This is a genomic window from Novosphingobium silvae, from assembly GCF_009856825.1.
In the GTDB taxonomy this organism is placed as follows: Bacteria; Pseudomonadota; Alphaproteobacteria; order Sphingomonadales; family Sphingomonadaceae; genus Novosphingobium; species Novosphingobium silvae.
In genome coordinates this window covers 85,843-102,098 of the sequence record NZ_WVTD01000009.1, presented here as the reverse complement: position 1 = coordinate 102,098, position 16,256 = coordinate 85,843, and the positions used below count along the sequence as shown (strand labels likewise).

Sequence of the window (16,256 nt, the reverse complement as noted above, 5' to 3'; positions counted from 1 at the left end):
TGCCCGCGTGACAACAGATCGGCCCATGTCAGATACGCCGTCGGGCGCCCTGCCCCCGAAGGCCCCGCGCACGGAGCGCGGGCGGCGCACGCTGCGCAAGCTGCTCGACGCAGCCGCGCTCGAGTTCGGCGAGAAAGGCTTCCACGAAGCCTCCATAACCGCGATCACGCGGCGAGCGGGCACGGCGCTCGGCAGCTTCTACACCTACTTCGATTCGAAGGACGAGATCTTCCGCGCGCTGGTGGACGATCTCAGCAGCAAGGTGCGCGAGGCCGCGCGCAACGCGCGGCAGCAGGACGTGCCCGCGCTGGAAACCGAACGCGCCTCGCTTGCCGGGTTCCTGCGCTTCGCCAGCGAGCACAAGGAGATTTACCGGATCATCGACGAGGCGGAGTTCGTCGATCCCGAAAGCTTTCGCCTGCACTACCACAACACGGCGCGCCGCATACATGAGCGCCTTGCCGAAGGTATCCGCAAGGGCGAACTGCGCGAGGATCTGGGCGAGGCCCATGCATGGGCGATCATGGGGATGAACGTTTTCCTGGGGCTTCGCTACGCCGTGTGGTCGGAAGATGCGTCGGCCGACGATGTCGCGGAACTCGCCAACTCGATCCTGCGCGAAGGCATCGCCCGGCGCTAGGTCTGCGGAAATGCCTTGGGCGCGTTCGCTCCTTTGGGGCGGTCGCGGGATCCTCTGGCACCCGACCGGATTTTACGCGATCATGCCCCTTCGCCCTCAGCCAACCTTCTCAATCGAACGGAAGTAGACCAACTTGGACGCGCGCCTCCTTCTCGCTTCCGGCTTCGTGGCCCTTGCGGCCATAGCAGGCGTGCTCGTGCTCGCAGCCTCGCCGCAGAAGCCGCAGCCGGCCTCGCTTGCGGAAGCCACGCTGGCAGCACGGCCGGACGGTGCGCAACAGGCGCCGTCGCCGCTCCCGAGCCGCGATCCCCCCAAGGACGAGCCATTCGTCGTCAAGCGAATCCTGCCGATCGACGGCGCCATCAAGTACGGCGACTGGCACTGGGACGACAAGGACGTGCCCGCCGGGCCGATCGTTCTCACGGTCGACCTCGACGCGCGCGTCATCTCCGTCTTCCGGGGCGGATACGAGATCGGCGCGGCGGCGGTCCTTCTGGGCACCGAGGAGAAGCCCACGCCGCTGGGCGTATTCCCGATCACGCAGAAGGACCGGGACCACGTGTCGAACATCTACACCGGCGCGCCCATGCCCTACATGCAGCGCCTGACGAACGACGGGATCACGCTCCACGGCTCGGACGTTGCCCTTGGATATGCGAGCCACGGCTGCGTGGGAATGCCGAACGCCTTCGCGGCCAAGCTTTTCGCGACCACGAAGCTGGGCGACAAGGTCTACATCACGCGTGGCAAGCAGATCGCCATCGGTGACAGCCTGGTCGGCACGTGACGTTCAGCCCTCGCGCCTTGCTGCCCTGACAGGCGCCCTGGCGAAGCTCCAGCCTCCCGAGTTCGGCCGCGCTACCAGGTTCCCGATCGACGCGGGGCGCCCGGCGACCAGCGCCTCCACCACCCGGGCCACCGCGCCGCCGCGGGCCTCCTCGCCGTCAAGTTCGCGAACGATCCGGGCCACCACGCGCAATATCACGGCGCGAGGAGCCTGCGGCCGGTACTTGAGGCCCATTGGCTCCTTGCGAACGCACGATCGCCATTCCAGCGCCGCCATCCACTCCAGCGCGGCGTCGGCCTCGGCGATGTGCGCGGCGCTCTGGGCAAGAGCGGAAACGTCGAGCCAGTCCGCATCGGCAAGCGCCCTGCGGACGCGGACGCGATCGAACCGATCGTTGCCGTTGCTGGGGTCCTGCGCGGCGACCAGCCCTGCCGCCCGCACCACCTCTCCCAGTTCCGCGCGCCGCCAATCCAGCAATGGGCGAAGCACCAGCAGGTCTCCGCCCGGCGCAGAGCCGCGCGGCCGTGCGCCCGCAAGCCCCGCCACGCCGCTTGCCCGGTTGAGGCGCATGACCAGCGTTTCGGCCTGGTCGTCGGCCTGGTGTCCGGTCGCTAGCGCGACAAGTCCGCGCCCCGCGGCCCAGCCGGAAAGCGCGGCATAGCGCGACACCCGCGCCTGCGCCTGCACGTTTCCGGGAGCCACCTGCACACGCAGGGTCGCGTGAGGGACATCCAACATCTCACAGATCCGGCCCACCTCGGCCGCCTCGGCCCCGCTTTCGGGACGCAGGCCATGATCCACCGTCGCGGCTTCCACTCGCCCCGGCAGTGCAGCGCGGGCAAGCAGCAGGAGCGCCAGGCTGTCCGGCCCACCAGACACCGCCAGCCCCAGCCGCGCTTGCTCGTCGTCGATCCCCTCGGGCCAGATCGCCGCCAGATCCGCGCGGAAGCGGGCAGCTATTTGAGGGCCCGGATCAGCTGCAGTTGAGCCCATTGCGGGTGCTGCCATAAAGCCCGCTCAGGCGCCCGGCGGCTTCGGAGGCGTAAGTTTCGCTGAATTCGGCCAGGGCGATGCAGGCGCGCTTGGTATCCTTCAGCTGCTTCATTGAGACCGCAAGGTAGAGCAGGCTGTCAGGCGCTCGGTCGCCCCGCTTGTCGGTCTGGAAGTTCTGCAGGAACCACTTGGCCGCCTCGCTCGGATTGTTGTCATCCAGATAGGCGCGGCCCAGCAGGTTGCGTCCCCAGCTGGCGCGTTCGTGGCGGGGGTACTTCTCGAGGAAGAGCTTCAGTTGCTGCTGCGCCTCTGGATAGAACTTGGCTTCCCAGAGGCGGAAGCCATAGCTGTACTCGTCGTCACCGGCGTCGGCGCTCTGCGGCTTGGCGATGGCCCTCACCGCCTCGACGCGAGACGATGGCGCGGCGACCGGGCGCGTGGGCGCCGGGCTTGCCGGGCGCGGCGCCGCAGTGACGGGAGTGGTGGTGGGCGCGGGAAGCGGCCTCGTCGAGGCACCGCCGCTCATGGCATCAAGATTGCTTTGCGCGGCAGCAGGCGCTGCATCCGCTGGCATCGGGGCCGGGGCAAGAGCCGGGGCCGGAGCCGCTGCGCTCGCCGCGAGCTTGGCTTCCAGCTGGCCGATACGGTTGGTGTTCTGCTCTACCTGCGAGGTGAGACGCGCCATCTGCTGTTCGACCACGTCCATGCGGGTCAGCAGGTCGCTGAGTGGTGTGCTCGCCGGGGCACCGGGCGCGGGGCGCGGTGCCGGGGCAGCCGTGATCTCTGGCTCGAAGTACTTGCCGTCGGCTCCCGGGAAAACCTTGCGCTGCAGCGCGCGCACTTCGCTCTCGACCTTGTTCAACCGGGCGTTGGTGTTCGCATCCTGCGCAAGCGCGGGCGTGCCGACGCCGATCAGGACTGCCGCCACAGCGACGCCCGCCAGCCAACGAGTGGTGTGCGTCGCGCCCGAAAAGCGCATCGCGGGGATACCTGTCATCGTCAAATCAACTCCGTGCCGGAAAGTCCACCGAACCGCACTGGCAGCGTTCGGCAGAACCGGGAATTAACCAGATGGATCGTTCGACGCTGATGCCGGAAACGATGCCCGCCTGTCGAGACGGCGCTAGTCGGAAACCGTGGAAACCTGCGCTTGCGCAAGCCCGACTGCGGCCGGCGCCGCATCCGCCTGGGGGCTTGGGGGCACGGTTGGACCGCCCGGCGCGGACGTTGCGGCCCCCGGAGCCTGGTTAGCGGCCGGGGCAGATGCGCCTGGACGGCCGGCCGCGGGATTGGTCCGCGCGATGAGATCGGCGGCCGCGAGCGAGACCCCGGTCATCAGCTCCGGCTTGTCCGACAGGGGCGGCAGCGCCTTGCCCCCGACCGAGAGCTGCAGCGCATCGGGCCGCCCGGTGCGCAACTGCAGCCCGGCTACGCCGTTCGGCGCGGTCCAGCTTTCGCCCTTGGCCAGCTCCTTCTGAAGAACCTGCGCCCCTGCGCCGTCGGTAACCTTGACCCAGACCTGGTCACCCGTTGCCGTCAGCACGACAGGACCGGCGGGCGCGGCAGCGGGCGGCGGCGAAGCGGCAGCGATGTTCGTGGGGCGGGCGGCAGGCGCCTGCGGCTTCTCCGCGATGAGGTCGGGCAGTTCACCTTCCGGCGAGAGGAAGCTGCTCCAGAACACGAGGAGCACCGCGACGACAGCCACGATGCCTGCAGCCGCCACCCAGGCGATGCGACGCGTGGGCACGCGCGCCGGGTCGCCCGGCTCGAAGCTGGGCGCGACCGCCGGACGCTCCACATGGTCGCTGTCGAGCTGTTCGCGCACTTTGGCGGCGATGACGTTCTCGTTCAGGCCGACCGCGCGGGCATAGGAGCGGGCAAAACCAACGGCATACGTGCGCGCGGCCAGGTCGCCGAGGCGATCCTCCTCGAGAGCGAGGAGATGACGTTCGGCAACCTTGGTCTTGGAGGCGATGTCCGCGCGGCTGAGCCCTGCGGCCTCGCGCGCGGCGCGCAGCTGTCTTCCGGCGCTGTATGGCTCGCCCGGACGACCTTGGGATTCGACGTTTTCCATTCCGCTCCAGAAGCGATGTGTGTTGCGACCTGCCTCGCGGCATAACCAAACCGTCTGACGGGCCAAAGTCAATCTGCGAGCGTGCAAACACCCGAAATTAATGCGTTCATCTTCCGCGTCGGTCTGCCATGGCGAGCAGATTGCGCCCTAATCGCCGCGCCTAGTCGACGTGAATATCGCGCTGCGCCGCCCATGCGCTCATCTCCGCGCGCAGATCGAGCGGCGGCGATGCCAGCCAGCCCTCCATTGCTGTGGTGATCTCGGCGAGGTCCACCTTTCCGACCAGTTCCTTGATCGGTCCGATCGCGGCGGGCGTGATCGACATGCGGCGAATGCCAAGGCCGAGCAACGCCAGCGCCTCCAGCCTGCGGCCGCCCATCTCGCCGCAGACGCTGATGTCCACGCCGGTGCCATCGAGCATACGCACGACGCGGCGCAGGAAGCGCAGGATCGCGGGGCTCAGCCAGTCGTAGCGCTCGGCAAGCTTGGGGTTGGAGCGATCAGCGGCGAACAGGAACTGCGTCAGGTCGTTCGTTCCGATCGAAAGGAACGAAATCTTGGGGGCGAGCAGGTCCAGCTGCTCGGCCAGCGCGGGCACTTCAAGCATGACGCCATAGCGGATCGCATCAGGCAGGACCTTCTTCTGGCCGCGCAGCCACGCAAGCTGGCCTTCGAACACAGCCTTCGCGGCGTCGAACTCCCAGGGCTCCGCCACCATCGGGAACATCACGTTGAGCGGCCGGCCCGCCGCCGCTTCGAGCAGCGCGCGCGCCTGCACCTTGAGCAGGGCATCACGTTCGAGCGCAACGCGCAGGGCGCGCCAGCCCATCGCCGGGTTTTCCTCCCCTTCCCCGTCGTCATGACGCAGGTAGGGCAGTGTCTTGTCGCCGCCGATGTCGACCGTGCGGAAGACGACCGGCCGGTCCCCGGCCGCGTCCATGACGTCCCGATAGAGGCGGGTCTGCTTCTCGCGCTGGGGAAGCGTGGCGGAGACCAGGAACTGGAACTCGGTGCGGAACAGCCCGATGCCATCGGCCCCGGTGAGGTTGAGATTGGCCACGTCGTCGCGCAGGCCCGCATTGATCATGACCTTGATGCGAGTGCCGTCGCGCGTGGTCGGGTGCACGTCGCGCAGGCCCGCATAGACCGCCTGACGCTCCCTGTTGCGGGCGAAGCGGGTGTCGAAAGCCTCGACCACGCCCGGCGAGGGGCGCACCAGCGCCGTGCCCTGGTCGGCGTCGAGCAGCAGTGGGTCACCTTCGCGCACCACGCCGCGCAGCCCGCGCACGCGCCCCAGCACCGGGATGCCCATGGCCCGCGCGACGATGACGACGTGGCTGGTCAGCGAGCCTTCCTCGAGGATGACGCCCTTGAGCCGCCGCTTGTCGTATTCCAGCAGTTCGGCCGGCCCGAGATTGCGCGCGATCAAGATGGCATCGTTACGCAGCCCCATCGACGCCGCCGTGCCTATCTGACCCGAAACGATCCGCAGCAGGCGGTTCGCCAGGTCTTCGAGGTCGTGCATGCGATCTGCGAGCAGCGGGTCGTCGATCTGGCGCATGCGCATGCGGGTGCGCTGCTGCACGCGCTCGATCGCGGCTTCAGCCGTGAGGCCGCTGTCGATCGCCTCGTTGATGCGGCGCGTCCAGCCCTCGTCGTAGGCGAACATGCGATAGGTTTCGAGCACTTCCTCGTGCTCGCCCCCGACGCCGAACTCGGCCTGGTTGGCCATGCGGTCGATCTGTTCGCGCATGCGCTCGAACGCGAGGATGACGCGCTGGCGCTCCGCCTCGGTATCCTCCGCCACGACATGTTCGATGGTGACGCGCGGCTGGTGGTACACGGCCGCACCCGATGCGAGCCCCTTAACCAGAGTGAGGCCGCGCAGCTGCTCGGGACCGATCTGCGCGCTTCCCAGCGCCCCCGCGTTCTCCTCGTCGATGAGGTCGGCGTTGTGGATCAGTTCGGAAAGGACCATCGCCACGGTCTGCAGCGCCTCGATCTCCACTTCCTCGTAGCGGCGTGGCTCCACATGCTGGACGCATAGGACGCCCACCGCGCGCTCGCGCCGGACGATCGGCACGCCCGCGAAGGAGTGGAACTTGTCCTCTCCCGTTTCGGGCCGGTACGAGAAGTCGGGGTGGGCGGCAGCCTCGGCAAGGTTGAGCGTACCCGTCTGGTCCGCGATGGTGCCGACAAGGCCCTCTCCCACGGCCATGCGCGTGACGTGGACGGCTTCCTGCGCCAGTCCGCGTGTGGCGAAGAGTTCGAGCATTCCCTCGCGCAGCAGGTAGATCGAGCAGACCTCGCTATCGAGGCTTTCTCCGATCACTTCCACCACGGTGTTGAGCTTGGCCTGCGCATTGCTGCGCGATGCCATCACCTCGTGGAGGCTGGTGAGGATCGTTCGGGCTGCTTCGACGGCTCCGCTGGTCATTTCCCATGCGTAACGCAAAGCGACGGCTTTGGGAACGCAGCGGATGCCGTCGAATCAGCTTAATGCGGGTAATATCGTAATCTCCGGTGAGACCGGTGGATCGCTGCCATGCCCGGCGCCCGCAGGCTGACCGCCTGCGGACCGGAAGCGCGCAGGACGGCGGTCAGGACCGGCCGATTTCTTCCTTGAGCCTGAGCTTGCGCTTCTTGAGGGCCTGGATCACTACAGCATCAGGAACCGGACGGCTCATTTCCTCGTGGATCTGCCGTTCAAGACCGGCATGCTTGAGCTGAAGGGCGCTGACGTGTGAACTATCCATGGATGGTTCTCCTCTTGGGCCGGAGCCTCGGCTTGGACGAGCTACTTGGCGAGTGACCCGAATTGGCGACTCGACTTCGAAGTCCCGGCGCAAAAGAGATGGAACCACATCCCGCCGACCTTGCGAAGAGCCGTATTGCTTCATATCGGTGAGTGGCGCGAATCCTGCGTCGGGCAGGGTTCGGCCGTGCATCGCTCCTGGGCAAGGCACGGACGGTCGCACCTGCACGCAGGATTGAGCAAGGAATTCCGGGTTGACCGAAGAGGAAATGCGCAAGCGCCTCGAGATGCTGAGGACCGAGCATCGCGATCTCGATGCGGCGATCGAGGCGCTGTTGGCTGCCGGCTCGGGCGACCAGCTCCAGGTGGCGCGCATGAAGAAGCGCAAGCTGCGCCTGAAGGACCAGATGACCCAGATCGAGGACTACCTCATTCCCGACATCATCGCCTGACATAGCGGCGGGCACCTCACCAGCGGGCGCTGGCCGTCGCCCGCTTGGCATCGAGCCGCGTTCCTCCCCCGTCGTTCGCACCCACATCGTCCGGGCCGTGCCGATCGGGGACAGCGGGTGATTTTCCGGTCTGTTTGCGTACCCCGACGGTTGCCGCCGACTCGGCCTTGGGAAATACGGGGGCTGCATGTCGATCCCGGTCACCATCAGCCAGCACATCGTAGAGGCGTTGTATTGCGAAGCTCTCGTCCTTTCGGACGAGGTGCGCCACGCTTTCACGCCGCCCGGCCGGCACCCCGCGCCTGCCGGGAATGCTGATCTCGCGCGCCTTGCCCGCTCCAGCGAAGGCCTGCGCACGACGACACGGATGATGCACGCCATCACGTGGCTGCTGAACCATCGCGCCTATTTCACGGGCCAGATCGACGACAGGGAGATCCGCCGCCGTGGAGGTCTTTCGGCCGACATGTACCTGTGCGAACCTGCGCAGACGGCGCTGCTGGAACCGGAAACGAGCCGGCTGGTGGAGGCGACCTGCCGCTTCTACGAACGGCTGCTGCGGCTCGATCGCGCGTGGCGCCTGTCGGGCACCGCCGCCCCGCGCGCTGTCGAACGGCTGCGCGAGCGCATCGAGGAGCGCCTCGCGAGCTAACTCGACAGCGGCCCTGCCGCGCCCCATATCCGCGTCCATGGATGGACCTGCCGAAATCAACCGCCCCTATGCCCTCGCCGAGCGCATCGGACCGCTCGTGCGCCGCGTGCTGGCGCGCAACCCTTCGCCATTCACCTACACCGGCACGCAGACCTACATCGTCGGTGAGGCCGGCGAAGTGGCCGTCATCGATCCCGGCCCGGACGAGACAGAGCATATCGCCGCGCTGGTGGAAGCGATCGGCGGCGACCGCGTCGTCGCGATCGCCTGCACCCATACCCACCGCGACCACTCCCCAGCCGCCGCGCCGCTGAGCGCGATCACGGGTGCGCCCATCGTCGGCTGTGCGCCCCTGGTGCTCGACGATGCGGGGCCCCGGTCCGACGCCTCGTTCGACGCCGACTACCGGCCCGACCGCGTGCTGGCGGACGGAGAAGCGATCAGCGGCAAAGGCTGGACCTTGCGCGCAGTAGCGACGCCTGGACACACCTCCAACCACCTGTGCTTCGCGCTCGAGGAAACCGGTGCTCTCTTCACGGGCGACCATGTCATGGGTTGGTCGACCAGCGTCGTCTCGCCCCCGGACGGTGACATGACCGCTTACCTGGCGAGCCTCGCGCTGCTCTACGCACGCGAACAGGACACGGTGTACTATCCCGCACATGGCCCCGAAGTGACGAAGCCGCGCCAGCTCGTGCGCGGCATGATCGGCCACCGCCGCCAGCGCGAGCGGCAGATCCTGCGGCAGATCGAATCGGGCCATACCCGCATCGCCGAGATGGTGCCTCTGATGTACAAGGGCACGGACGAGAGGCTGTGGCCGGCCGCCGGGCGATCCGTCTTGTCTCACCTGATCGACCTGGAAAGGCGAGGCATTACAATGCGCCATGAAGACCAATGGATACTTGCTTCCACGAAATAGCCATTGGCTTTCGTGCAGTTCCCATCGAGTACTGATTGAACTATTATCTCAACCCACACCGGGTGGAGGATAATAATCCATGGCAAGCGTAGCCGGCGTGCAAGTGGGGCGCCTCTCGTTCTGGGCGAGGATGACGATCGGCATCAGTGCCTTCATCGTCTTCGGCTTTGCGCAGTTCGCTCTGCGCGGGTTCGTTCCTGTTGCCAGGGTCCCGCTCGTCTTCCATCTTCACGCCCTGGCGATGCTCGGCTGGCTGGCGCTGCTGTGCACCCAGTCGGTGCTGGCGGGACGCGGCGCAGGTCTTGCCTTCCACCGCAGGCTCGGCTGGGCAAGTGTGGCGATGCTGCCGCTCATCGTCGTACTGGCAAGCCTCACTTGCCTTGCAGGCCTTCGAACCGGCATCTTCCCGCCGTTCTTCACGCCCGCGCACTTCCTTGCGCTTGTCCATGTGCGAACCGCGATCTTCGCGGGCCTTGTGGCGGTCGCCATCGCCCGTCGCAGGGAGGCGGACTGGCACAAGCGGCTCATGATCGGCTCGACAATCCTCATCATGGAGCCTGCCCTTGGCCGGGTGCTGCCTATGCCTTTCATCATGCCATGGGGCGAGTGGCTGGTGGTGGCGATCCAGCTTGGCGTCGCAATGCTCGTGGTCGGCCATGACCGCCGCACGCTGGGCCGCGTCCATCCGGCAACGACGGCCGCGATCCTTTCCATCGTCCTGTCCCATGTCCTCATCGAGCTGCTGGCGCTCGCGCCGTGGTGGATCGACTTCGCCGCACGGTTCACGGCCTGACATTTTCCCCTTGGGTCCAGGCTCCCGGCCTCCTAGATAAGCGGCGCCGCGGTGCAAGGACCGTGAGACCACGACAGAGGGAATGCCATGACCGTAATGCCCGCCGATCTTTCCGGCATCGACGTGCGCGCCGAGATCGAACGGCTGCGCAAGGAACGCAACGCGGTCATCCTTGCCCATTACTACCAGAAGCCCGAGTTGCAGGATCTGGCCGACTTCGTGGGCGACAGCCTCGAACTGAGCCGCAAGGCCGCGGAAACCGACGCGGACGTGATCGCCTTCTGCGGCGTGAAGTTCATGGCGGACACGGCCAAGATCCTCTCGCCGGACAAGATCGTCGTGCTGCCCGACCTCGATGCCGGGTGCAGCCTGGAGGATTCCTGCCCGCCCGAGAAGTTCCGGGCGTTCCGCGAGGCGCATCCCGATCACATCGCGCTGACCTACATCAACTGCTCGACCGAGGTGAAGGCGCTCTCCGACGTGATCGTCACCAGTTCCAGCGCCGAGACGATCCTGCAGCAGATCCCGCTGGACCAGAAGATCATCTTCGGTCCCGACCGTCATCTGGGCGGCTACCTGTCGCGCAAGTTCAACCGCGAGATGCTGCTCTGGCCGGGCGTGTGCATCGTGCACGAAGCCTTCAGCGAGACCGAACTGCTGAAGCTGCGCGCCCAGCATCCGAACGCGCCGATTGCCGCGCATCCGGAATGCCCGCCGCACATCGTCGACCATGCCGACTACGTGGGCTCGACCAGCGGCATTCTGCAATATGCCAAGACGATGGCGGGAGACACCCTGATCGTCGCCACCGAACCGCACATCATCCACCAGATGCAGCTGGCGATCCCCGACAAGACCTTCATCGGCGCGCCCGGTGCGGACGGTAACTGCAACTGCAACATCTGCCCTTACATGGCGCTCAACAACCTCGAGAAGCTCTATCTCGCGCTGCGCGACCTGACGCCCCGCGTCGAGATCGAGGAAGGCCTGCGCCTCGCCGCCAAGAAGAGCCTGGACCGCATGCTCGACATGGCAAGCGGAACCATCGGCCAGGGCGACCTCGGCAGCCGCTGACGGGAAATCGGCGCGCGGTCCGCTCTGGCGGGCTGCGCCTACCCCGCCGTCGCCATCGAAGCCTCAGCCCTGCCCCGCCGCCTGGCGCGCCCATGCGACAATGCTTCCCGCCGGCATCGCGCCGGACTGGCGGGCGATCTCCCGGCCTTTGTGCAGGAGGATCAACGTCGGGATCGAACGGATGGCATAACGCGCCGCGATTGCGCTCTGTGCTTCGGTGTCGAGCTTGCCGAGGCGCATCGCCGGTTCGAGCTGCGCGGCGGCAGCGGCAAACGCGGGAGCCATCTGGCGGCACGGCCCGCACCACGATGCCCAGAAATCCACCAGCAGCGGCAGGTCGCTCCTGCCGGCATGAGCATCGAAGTTGGCGTCGGTCAGCGTGACGGGTGCTCCGGCAAACAGGGCATTGCCGCATTTGCCGCACTTCCCTCCTGCGCCCAGCCGGGCGGCGGGGACTCGGTTCGAAGTCGTGCACGCGGGGCACACGACAATGGCGCTGGCCTCTGTCATGATCGGATCTCCTTTGCCGCTATCTGGGTATGCGGGGCGATGCGGGGAAGATCAGGCCGGCACTTCGCGCCATTCTCCGGGAGCGAGGCCGCCAAGCGACCATTCGCCCACGCGCCAGCGCACCAGCCGCAGCGTCGGGTGCCCGACAGCAGCGGTCATGCGCCGGACCTGACGGTTGCGGCCCTCGTGAATGGTAAGCTCGATCCAGCAGTCGGGCACGCTCTTGCGAAAGCGGACCGGAGGGGTGCGCGGCCACAGTCCCGGATCCTCGATGCGCCGGGCCGTGGCTGGGCGCGTCATGCCATCGTTCAGCACGACACCGTGCCGCAGCGCCTCGAGCGCGGCTTCGTCGGGCTCGCCCTCCACCTGCGCGAGGTAGGTCTTGGCCGTCTTGAAGCGCGGATCGGCGATGCGCGACTGAAGCCGCCCGTCGTCGGTCAACAGCATCAGCCCCTCGCTGTCGCGATCGAGGCGCCCGGCCGGATAGACGCCCGGCACCGCGATGAAGTCCGACAGTGTTGCGCGCGGGCTGGGAGATTTCGCGTCGGTGAACTGCGAGAGAACGTCGAACGGCTTGTTGAAAAGGATAAGGCGCGCCATGGATCAGGCCTTCGCCGGCCGGTCGCCCGCCTTGGCGAGAGCGAGCGCGGCGGCGAGCAGCACCATCCCGACCACGTCGGTCGCGCTCAGCGTTTCCCCGAAGGCGAACCAGCCCACCGTCGCCGTCAGTGCGGGCTGCGTCATGAGCGCGAGGCCGATGACGAGCGGCGTGAAGTGGCGCAGCGAATAGATCAGGAACCCCTGCCCGATGAGCTGGCTGGAAATGGCCAGCGCGATCAGCGGCGTCCAGTTGTGGGGCCAGATCGCCTCGCCCATCGCAACCGCCACGAGCAGCATGACGGGCGCGCTCGCGGTGGTGGAAACCGCAAGCATCGAATACTGGCCCAGCTTCTCGCGCGCGCCGTTCAGCATGATGATGTAGACCGCATAGAAGACGCCGCCCAGCACGCAGAACAGGTCTCCTACAAGGTTGGCGTGACCGATCTCCAGCGAACCGCCCATGAGCAGGGCCGCGCCGCCAAGCGCTGCCCCGATCGCGGCGATCTCCAGGACGCGCGGCGCCCTTCGGGCCACGAAGAGGCCCCATACCATGACGATGAGGCTGCCCGAATTGCCGAAGAGCGAAGCGTTGCCGAGCTTGGTGCGCACAAGGCCGAAGTGCCATGCCGCAAGGTCCAGCGCGAAGAAAACGCCTGCCCCGATCACCAGTGCGAGCAGGCCTGGACCCATGCGCCGCTGGCTTGCCGGCTCGCGCGTGGCGAGCAGGTAGAGCACCGGCAGCGCCAGCGTCAGACGCCAGAACCCCGCGGCGATCGGCCCCGTGTCCGAAAGGCGCACGAACCAAGCACCCAGCGCCAGCGCGGCGTTCGCCGCCAGCAGCGCCAGCAGGTGCCGCGGTGTCCAGTCGGGCGCGGACGAAGAAGCGGCGGTCGGCGGGATCGTGGCGGGCGTCGTGCTCATCGCCGCCTCGTAGCGGCATGGCCGGGGCGACGCACCTGTTTGTTGCGCCCCGGCCGATCACTTGCCCGTTGGGGACGCGCCCCTCAGTGGGGCACGTTCTCCTCCTTCACCATCTCCTGCCCGCGGGTCTTCCACAGCGACCACACCACGCCGCCCGCTATCAGCGCCAGCGTTACCGCGAGGCTGATGAGCGGCGGGAACTTGGCACCGCCCAGCACGAAGTCGGCGATCAGGATCTTGCCTCCGATGAACACCAGCACCAGCGCCAGCGCATACTTGAGGTAGTGGAAGCGGTGGACCATCGCTGCCAGCGCGAAGTAGAGCGCGCGCAGGCCCAGGATCGCCATGATGTTCGACGTATAGACGATGAAGGTGTCGGTCGTGATCGAGAAGATCGCCGGCACCGAATCGACCGCGAAGACCAGATCGGCGAGGTTGATGACCACCAGCGCCAGGAACAGCGGGGTGGCGGCCCAGACCAGCCGGCCTTGCGCGTCGGGTTCGCGCACGAAGAAGTGTTCGCCGTGGTGGACCTTGGTCACGCGCATGTGCCGCGAGATCCAGCGGACCACCGCGTTGTTGCCGATGTCGGGATCGTGGTCGCTGGCGAAAAGCATCTTCACGCCGGTGAAGATCAGGAACCCGGCGAAGAGGTACATGACCCAGTAGGCATTGGCGACAAGAGCCGCGCCGCCTGCGATCATCAGGCCACGCAGCACGATCACCGCCAGGATGCCCCAGAGCAGCGCGCGATACTGGTACTTCGGCGCAACCGCGAAGAAGCCGAAGATCATCGAGATCACGAAGACGTTGTCGATCGATAGCGCCTTCTCGATGAAGTAGCCGGTGTAGTAGTCGATCGCGGGTGCGGAGCCCTTCGCCCACCAGATCCACGCGCCGAAGACGAGTGCGATGGTGATGTAGAACGCGGAAAGCTTCAGCGATTCGGCGATGCCCATCTCGCGGTCGTCCTTGTGCAGGACGCCGAGATCGAATGCGGTGAGCACGAGCACGACGGCCGCGAAGGCCAGCCAGAACCATGCCGGGGTGCCGAGCCAGTCGGCAAAAAGGAATTCCATGATGTCGTCGCCTTCTCAGGTAACCGAAAGAGGAAGCCCGCCGCGCCCGCAGTTCGGGGCGGCGGCATGGGCGCGTCAGGCGAGGGACGTTCCGGCGCGGGTCCACTGCTGCGACGGCAGCAGCATGGCCAGACGCGCTCTCGCGGCAAGCTTGCGCTTCCTCAGCCAGGCGACCTCGAGAGGATCGACCCGGGTCCGGTTCTTGGCACGCTGGAACAGGGCGTCGAGCTTCTGGTGGCGCTCGAGCAGGCGGAACATGCGTTCGGTCATTTCAAATCCCTATCGAACTTGCGTTGGTTCGATCGGATGAGCCCGGAGGGAGGTTGCGTGACGAAACAATTCCGATAAGCGTCACGACTGGAACCTGCACCGGTATCACCCGATGCGGTCCGACATCACGAGGTGCAGGTATCGACCATGCACCGCGCCAGAGGGGCCCGGCCCGCCTGCTCCTTATACGGGCGGCACGACCGAATTTCAACCCAGCGCTGCGCGATGGCGGGATTTGACGATCCTCGAAGCGATGATATCAAAGTGATGCTACCTTCGGCCGACTTCCGCTCGGTCAACGCTGAGGTCGAGGTGCTCCTGCGCGACGCGCTCGCCCGGCGCGGGATCAAGGTCGATGCGGCGGAACCGGCCCGCGGCGGCAGGCCTGCCCGCTCCGCAGGATCAGGAGAAGGCGCGATGCTGCACACGACGTTCGACAAGCGCGCCTGGTTCGCGCCAAGGCGCTACGGCTACGGCGCCGGGCTTCCCATCGCCTGGCAGGGCTGGATGCTCATCGCCTCCTACCTTGCCGCACTGGCGGGGATCGGGATGCTCGACCGCACCGGGCACGGCGCCGCACGCACGACAGCCTTCGTGCTGTTCGTGATCGTCACGACGGTCTTCGTCACCGTGGCCGCACGCCGGACGCGCGGCGGCTGGAAGTGGCGCTGGGGAGAGAAGGACTAGCAGGCCGACTGTCCCTTAGCGGGACGGCGCGCACTCCGCCCTCCCATCATCGCCAACCCCGGCTAGCGTGCGACGATGATCCGCCTGGCCCGACTCGCATTCGCCCCGGCAGCGCTCCTCGCTGCCCTTCCCGCCGCGTCCACGCTCGCGCAGGGCGCGCCTTCGGAAGCGCCCTATACCGTGGTGGAGAGCGGCCGCAGCTTCGCCCGGCTGCAGGATGCGGTGGACGCCATCGGAGAGGGACGCGGCACCATCCGCTTCGGCTCCATGCGCTTTGCCGACTGCGCCATTCAGGCCGCTGGCGACGTGACGTACCAGGCCGCCGTGCCCGGACAGTCCGTGTTCGACGGCGTGGCGTGCGAGGGCAAGGGCGCGCTGGTACTGCGCGGGCGGTCCGCGCGGATCGAGGGACTGGTCTTCGCCAACATCCGCGTCTCCGACAAGAACGGCGCCGGCGTTCGCCTCGAACGCGGCAACCTCGAGGTCAGCCAGAGCTGGTTTCGCGACAGCGAGCAGGGGATACTCTCGGGCGACGATCCCGCCAGCACCATTACCATCGACAAGTCCACGTTCACCCGCCTGGGTACGTGCGAAGGGTCGGGCTGCGCGCACTCGATCTACATCGGCAACTACGGCGCGCTCACCGTCACGCGCAGCCGCTTCGAGGCGGGCACCGGCGGCCACTACGCCAAGTCCCGCGCGGGCCGGATCACGATCCGGGACTGCAGCTTCGATGATTCGCGAGGGCGGGGAACCAATTACATGATCGACCTTGCCGATGGTGCCACGGGAGAGATCAGGGGCAACTGGTTCGTGCAGGGACGGGACAAGGAAAACTACTCCGCCTTCATCGCGGTCGCCGCCGAGCACCGCAATCACGCCTCGGGCGGCCTTGTGGTCGAAGGCAACAACGCGCGCTTCGGACCCGGGATCGACCGTCGCAGCGCCTTCGTCGCGGACTGGTCGGGCGACGCGGTCAAGCTGGGCGCGAATACGCTGGGCACCGGGATGGTACGCTACGAAAAGCGCTGATCCGGCCTTTTCGGA

Annotated in this window: 19 protein-coding genes; 9 read left to right on the top strand and 10 right to left on the bottom strand. The window is 67.1% G+C overall.

Annotated features, from left to right (window positions below; all coding sequences use genetic code 11):
- Positions 1–25: 25 nt before the first annotated feature.
- The gene (locus GR702_RS13110; RefSeq protein ID WP_160986340.1) at positions 26–640 is read left to right on the top strand and encodes a TetR/AcrR family transcriptional regulator; all 615 of its coding nucleotides are present in this window, start codon (positions 26–28) and stop codon (positions 638–640) included.
- Positions 641–773: 133 nt separating this feature from the next.
- Positions 774–1,427 carry a L,D-transpeptidase family protein gene (locus GR702_RS13105; protein WP_160986339.1) on the top strand — a complete coding sequence of 218 codons (654 nt, stop codon included), beginning with the start codon at positions 774–776 and terminating at the stop codon, positions 1,425–1,427.
- 3 nt (positions 1,428–1,430) lie between these two features.
- Here the strand turns inward: GR702_RS13105 and tilS are convergent, their stop codons facing one another.
- The 5 genes from tilS to GR702_RS13080 form a co-directional block, all read right to left on the bottom strand.
- Positions 1,431–2,420, bottom strand: a complete 990-nt coding sequence (tilS, locus tag GR702_RS13100) for a tRNA lysidine(34) synthetase TilS (protein ID WP_160986338.1) — start codon at positions 2,418–2,420, stop codon at positions 1,431–1,433.
- A complete protein-coding gene (locus tag GR702_RS13095) occupies positions 2,401–3,417 on the bottom strand; it encodes a tetratricopeptide repeat protein (protein WP_237449695.1) in 1,017 nt (338 codons plus the stop codon). The genes tilS and GR702_RS13095 overlap by 20 nt, the downstream gene beginning before the upstream one ends.
- A 126-nt stretch (positions 3,418–3,543) precedes the next feature.
- Positions 3,544–4,494, bottom strand: a complete 951-nt coding sequence (locus GR702_RS13090) for a helix-turn-helix domain-containing protein (RefSeq protein ID WP_160986337.1) — start codon at positions 4,492–4,494, stop codon at positions 3,544–3,546.
- Between the two features lie 160 nt (positions 4,495–4,654).
- On the bottom strand, positions 4,655–6,931 hold the full coding sequence (gene ptsP, locus GR702_RS13085; RefSeq protein ID WP_160986336.1) for a phosphoenolpyruvate--protein phosphotransferase: 2,277 nt from the start codon (positions 6,929–6,931) through the stop codon (positions 4,655–4,657).
- A 163-nt stretch (positions 6,932–7,094) separates the two neighbouring features.
- The gene (locus GR702_RS13080; RefSeq protein ID WP_160986335.1) at positions 7,095–7,250 is read right to left on the bottom strand and encodes a YdcH family protein; all 156 of its coding nucleotides are present in this window, start codon (positions 7,248–7,250) and stop codon (positions 7,095–7,097) included.
- 253 nt (positions 7,251–7,503) lie between these two features.
- On the opposite strand from GR702_RS13080, the gene GR702_RS13075 reads away from it, so the two are divergent.
- From GR702_RS13075 to nadA, 5 genes are all read left to right on the top strand, one after another.
- A complete protein-coding gene (locus GR702_RS13075) occupies positions 7,504–7,701 on the top strand; it encodes a YdcH family protein (RefSeq protein WP_160986334.1) in 198 nt (65 codons plus the stop codon).
- A 187-nt stretch (positions 7,702–7,888) separates the two neighbouring features.
- Positions 7,889–8,353: a DUF1465 family protein gene (locus tag GR702_RS13070; RefSeq protein WP_160986333.1), complete on the top strand. Its 465-nt coding sequence runs from the start codon at positions 7,889–7,891 to the stop codon at positions 8,351–8,353.
- Between the two features lie 37 nt (positions 8,354–8,390).
- The gene (locus GR702_RS13065) at positions 8,391–9,275 is read left to right on the top strand and encodes an MBL fold metallo-hydrolase (protein WP_160986332.1); all 885 of its coding nucleotides are present in this window, start codon (positions 8,391–8,393) and stop codon (positions 9,273–9,275) included.
- Positions 9,276–9,354: 79 nt separating this feature from the next.
- The gene (locus GR702_RS13060; protein WP_160986331.1) at positions 9,355–10,068 is read left to right on the top strand and encodes a hypothetical protein; all 714 of its coding nucleotides are present in this window, start codon (positions 9,355–9,357) and stop codon (positions 10,066–10,068) included.
- An 87-nt stretch (positions 10,069–10,155) separates the two neighbouring features.
- Entirely contained in the window at positions 10,156–11,142 is a 987-nt protein-coding gene (nadA, locus tag GR702_RS13055; RefSeq protein WP_160986330.1) for a quinolinate synthase NadA, read from the top strand.
- A gap of 63 nt (positions 11,143–11,205) precedes the next feature.
- Here nadA and trxC read toward each other — a convergent pair whose 3' ends face one another.
- The 5 genes from trxC to GR702_RS13030 all read right to left on the bottom strand — a co-directional run bounded on the left by trxC (position 11,206) and on the right by GR702_RS13030 (position 14,522).
- Positions 11,206–11,652, bottom strand: a complete 447-nt coding sequence (trxC, locus tag GR702_RS13050) for a thioredoxin TrxC (RefSeq protein WP_160986329.1) — start codon at positions 11,650–11,652, stop codon at positions 11,206–11,208.
- A gap of 51 nt (positions 11,653–11,703) precedes the next feature.
- Entirely contained in the window at positions 11,704–12,252 is a 549-nt protein-coding gene (locus tag GR702_RS13045; RefSeq protein ID WP_160986328.1) for a pseudouridine synthase, read from the bottom strand.
- 3 nt (positions 12,253–12,255) lie between these two features.
- The gene (locus GR702_RS13040; protein WP_160986327.1) at positions 12,256–13,173 is read right to left on the bottom strand and encodes a DMT family transporter; all 918 of its coding nucleotides are present in this window, start codon (positions 13,171–13,173) and stop codon (positions 12,256–12,258) included.
- Between the two features lie 83 nt (positions 13,174–13,256).
- Positions 13,257–14,252 carry a TerC family protein gene (locus tag GR702_RS13035; protein WP_160986326.1) on the bottom strand — a complete coding sequence of 332 codons (996 nt, stop codon included), beginning with the start codon at positions 14,250–14,252 and terminating at the stop codon, positions 13,257–13,259.
- A 75-nt stretch (positions 14,253–14,327) separates the two neighbouring features.
- Positions 14,328–14,522: a DUF465 domain-containing protein gene (locus GR702_RS13030; protein ID WP_160986325.1), complete on the bottom strand. Its 195-nt coding sequence runs from the start codon at positions 14,520–14,522 to the stop codon at positions 14,328–14,330.
- A 264-nt stretch (positions 14,523–14,786) separates the two neighbouring features.
- Between GR702_RS13030 and GR702_RS22680 the strand changes: the two genes are divergently transcribed.
- A complete protein-coding gene (locus tag GR702_RS22680) occupies positions 14,787–15,209 on the top strand; it encodes a hypothetical protein (protein ID WP_337192605.1) in 423 nt (140 codons plus the stop codon).
- A 75-nt stretch (positions 15,210–15,284) separates the two neighbouring features.
- A complete protein-coding gene (locus GR702_RS13015) occupies positions 15,285–16,241 on the top strand; it encodes a right-handed parallel beta-helix repeat-containing protein (RefSeq protein WP_160986324.1) in 957 nt (318 codons plus the stop codon).
- Positions 16,242–16,256 lie beyond the last annotated feature (15 nt).

Bases quoted from the DNA above. Each gene is read 5' to 3' on its own strand.
- nadA (WP_160986330.1), top strand. From the start codon at position 10,156: ATGACCGTAATGCCCGCCGATCTTTCCGGCATCGACGTGCGCGCCGAG.
- GR702_RS13065 (WP_160986332.1), top strand. From the start codon at position 8,391: ATGGATGGACCTGCCGAAATCAACCGCCCCTATGCCCTCGCCGAGCGC.
- GR702_RS13090 (WP_160986337.1), bottom strand. From the start codon at position 4,494: ATGGAAAACGTCGAATCCCAAGGTCGTCCGGGCGAGCCATACAGCGCC.
- GR702_RS13015 (WP_160986324.1), top strand. From the start codon at position 15,285: ATGATCCGCCTGGCCCGACTCGCATTCGCCCCGGCAGCGCTCCTCGCT.
- GR702_RS13110 (WP_160986340.1), top strand. From the start codon at position 26: ATGTCAGATACGCCGTCGGGCGCCCTGCCCCCGAAGGCCCCGCGCACG.
- ptsP (WP_160986336.1), bottom strand. From the start codon at position 6,931: ATGACCAGCGGAGCCGTCGAAGCAGCCCGAACGATCCTCACCAGCCTC.
- GR702_RS13095 (WP_237449695.1), bottom strand. From the start codon at position 3,417: ATGACAGGTATCCCCGCGATGCGCTTTTCGGGCGCGACGCACACCACT.
- trxC (WP_160986329.1), bottom strand. From the start codon at position 11,652: ATGACAGAGGCCAGCGCCATTGTCGTGTGCCCCGCGTGCACGACTTCG.
- GR702_RS13035 (WP_160986326.1), bottom strand. From the start codon at position 14,252: ATGGAATTCCTTTTTGCCGACTGGCTCGGCACCCCGGCATGGTTCTGG.
- GR702_RS13070 (WP_160986333.1), top strand. From the start codon at position 7,889: ATGTCGATCCCGGTCACCATCAGCCAGCACATCGTAGAGGCGTTGTAT.
- GR702_RS13080 (WP_160986335.1), bottom strand. From the start codon at position 7,250: ATGGATAGTTCACACGTCAGCGCCCTTCAGCTCAAGCATGCCGGTCTT.
- GR702_RS13045 (WP_160986328.1), bottom strand. From the start codon at position 12,252: ATGGCGCGCCTTATCCTTTTCAACAAGCCGTTCGACGTTCTCTCGCAG.
- GR702_RS13040 (WP_160986327.1), bottom strand. From the start codon at position 13,173: ATGAGCACGACGCCCGCCACGATCCCGCCGACCGCCGCTTCTTCGTCC.
- GR702_RS13060 (WP_160986331.1), top strand. From the start codon at position 9,355: ATGGCAAGCGTAGCCGGCGTGCAAGTGGGGCGCCTCTCGTTCTGGGCG.
- GR702_RS13030 (WP_160986325.1), bottom strand. From the start codon at position 14,522: ATGACCGAACGCATGTTCCGCCTGCTCGAGCGCCACCAGAAGCTCGAC.
- tilS (WP_160986338.1), bottom strand. From the start codon at position 2,420: ATGGGCTCAACTGCAGCTGATCCGGGCCCTCAAATAGCTGCCCGCTTC.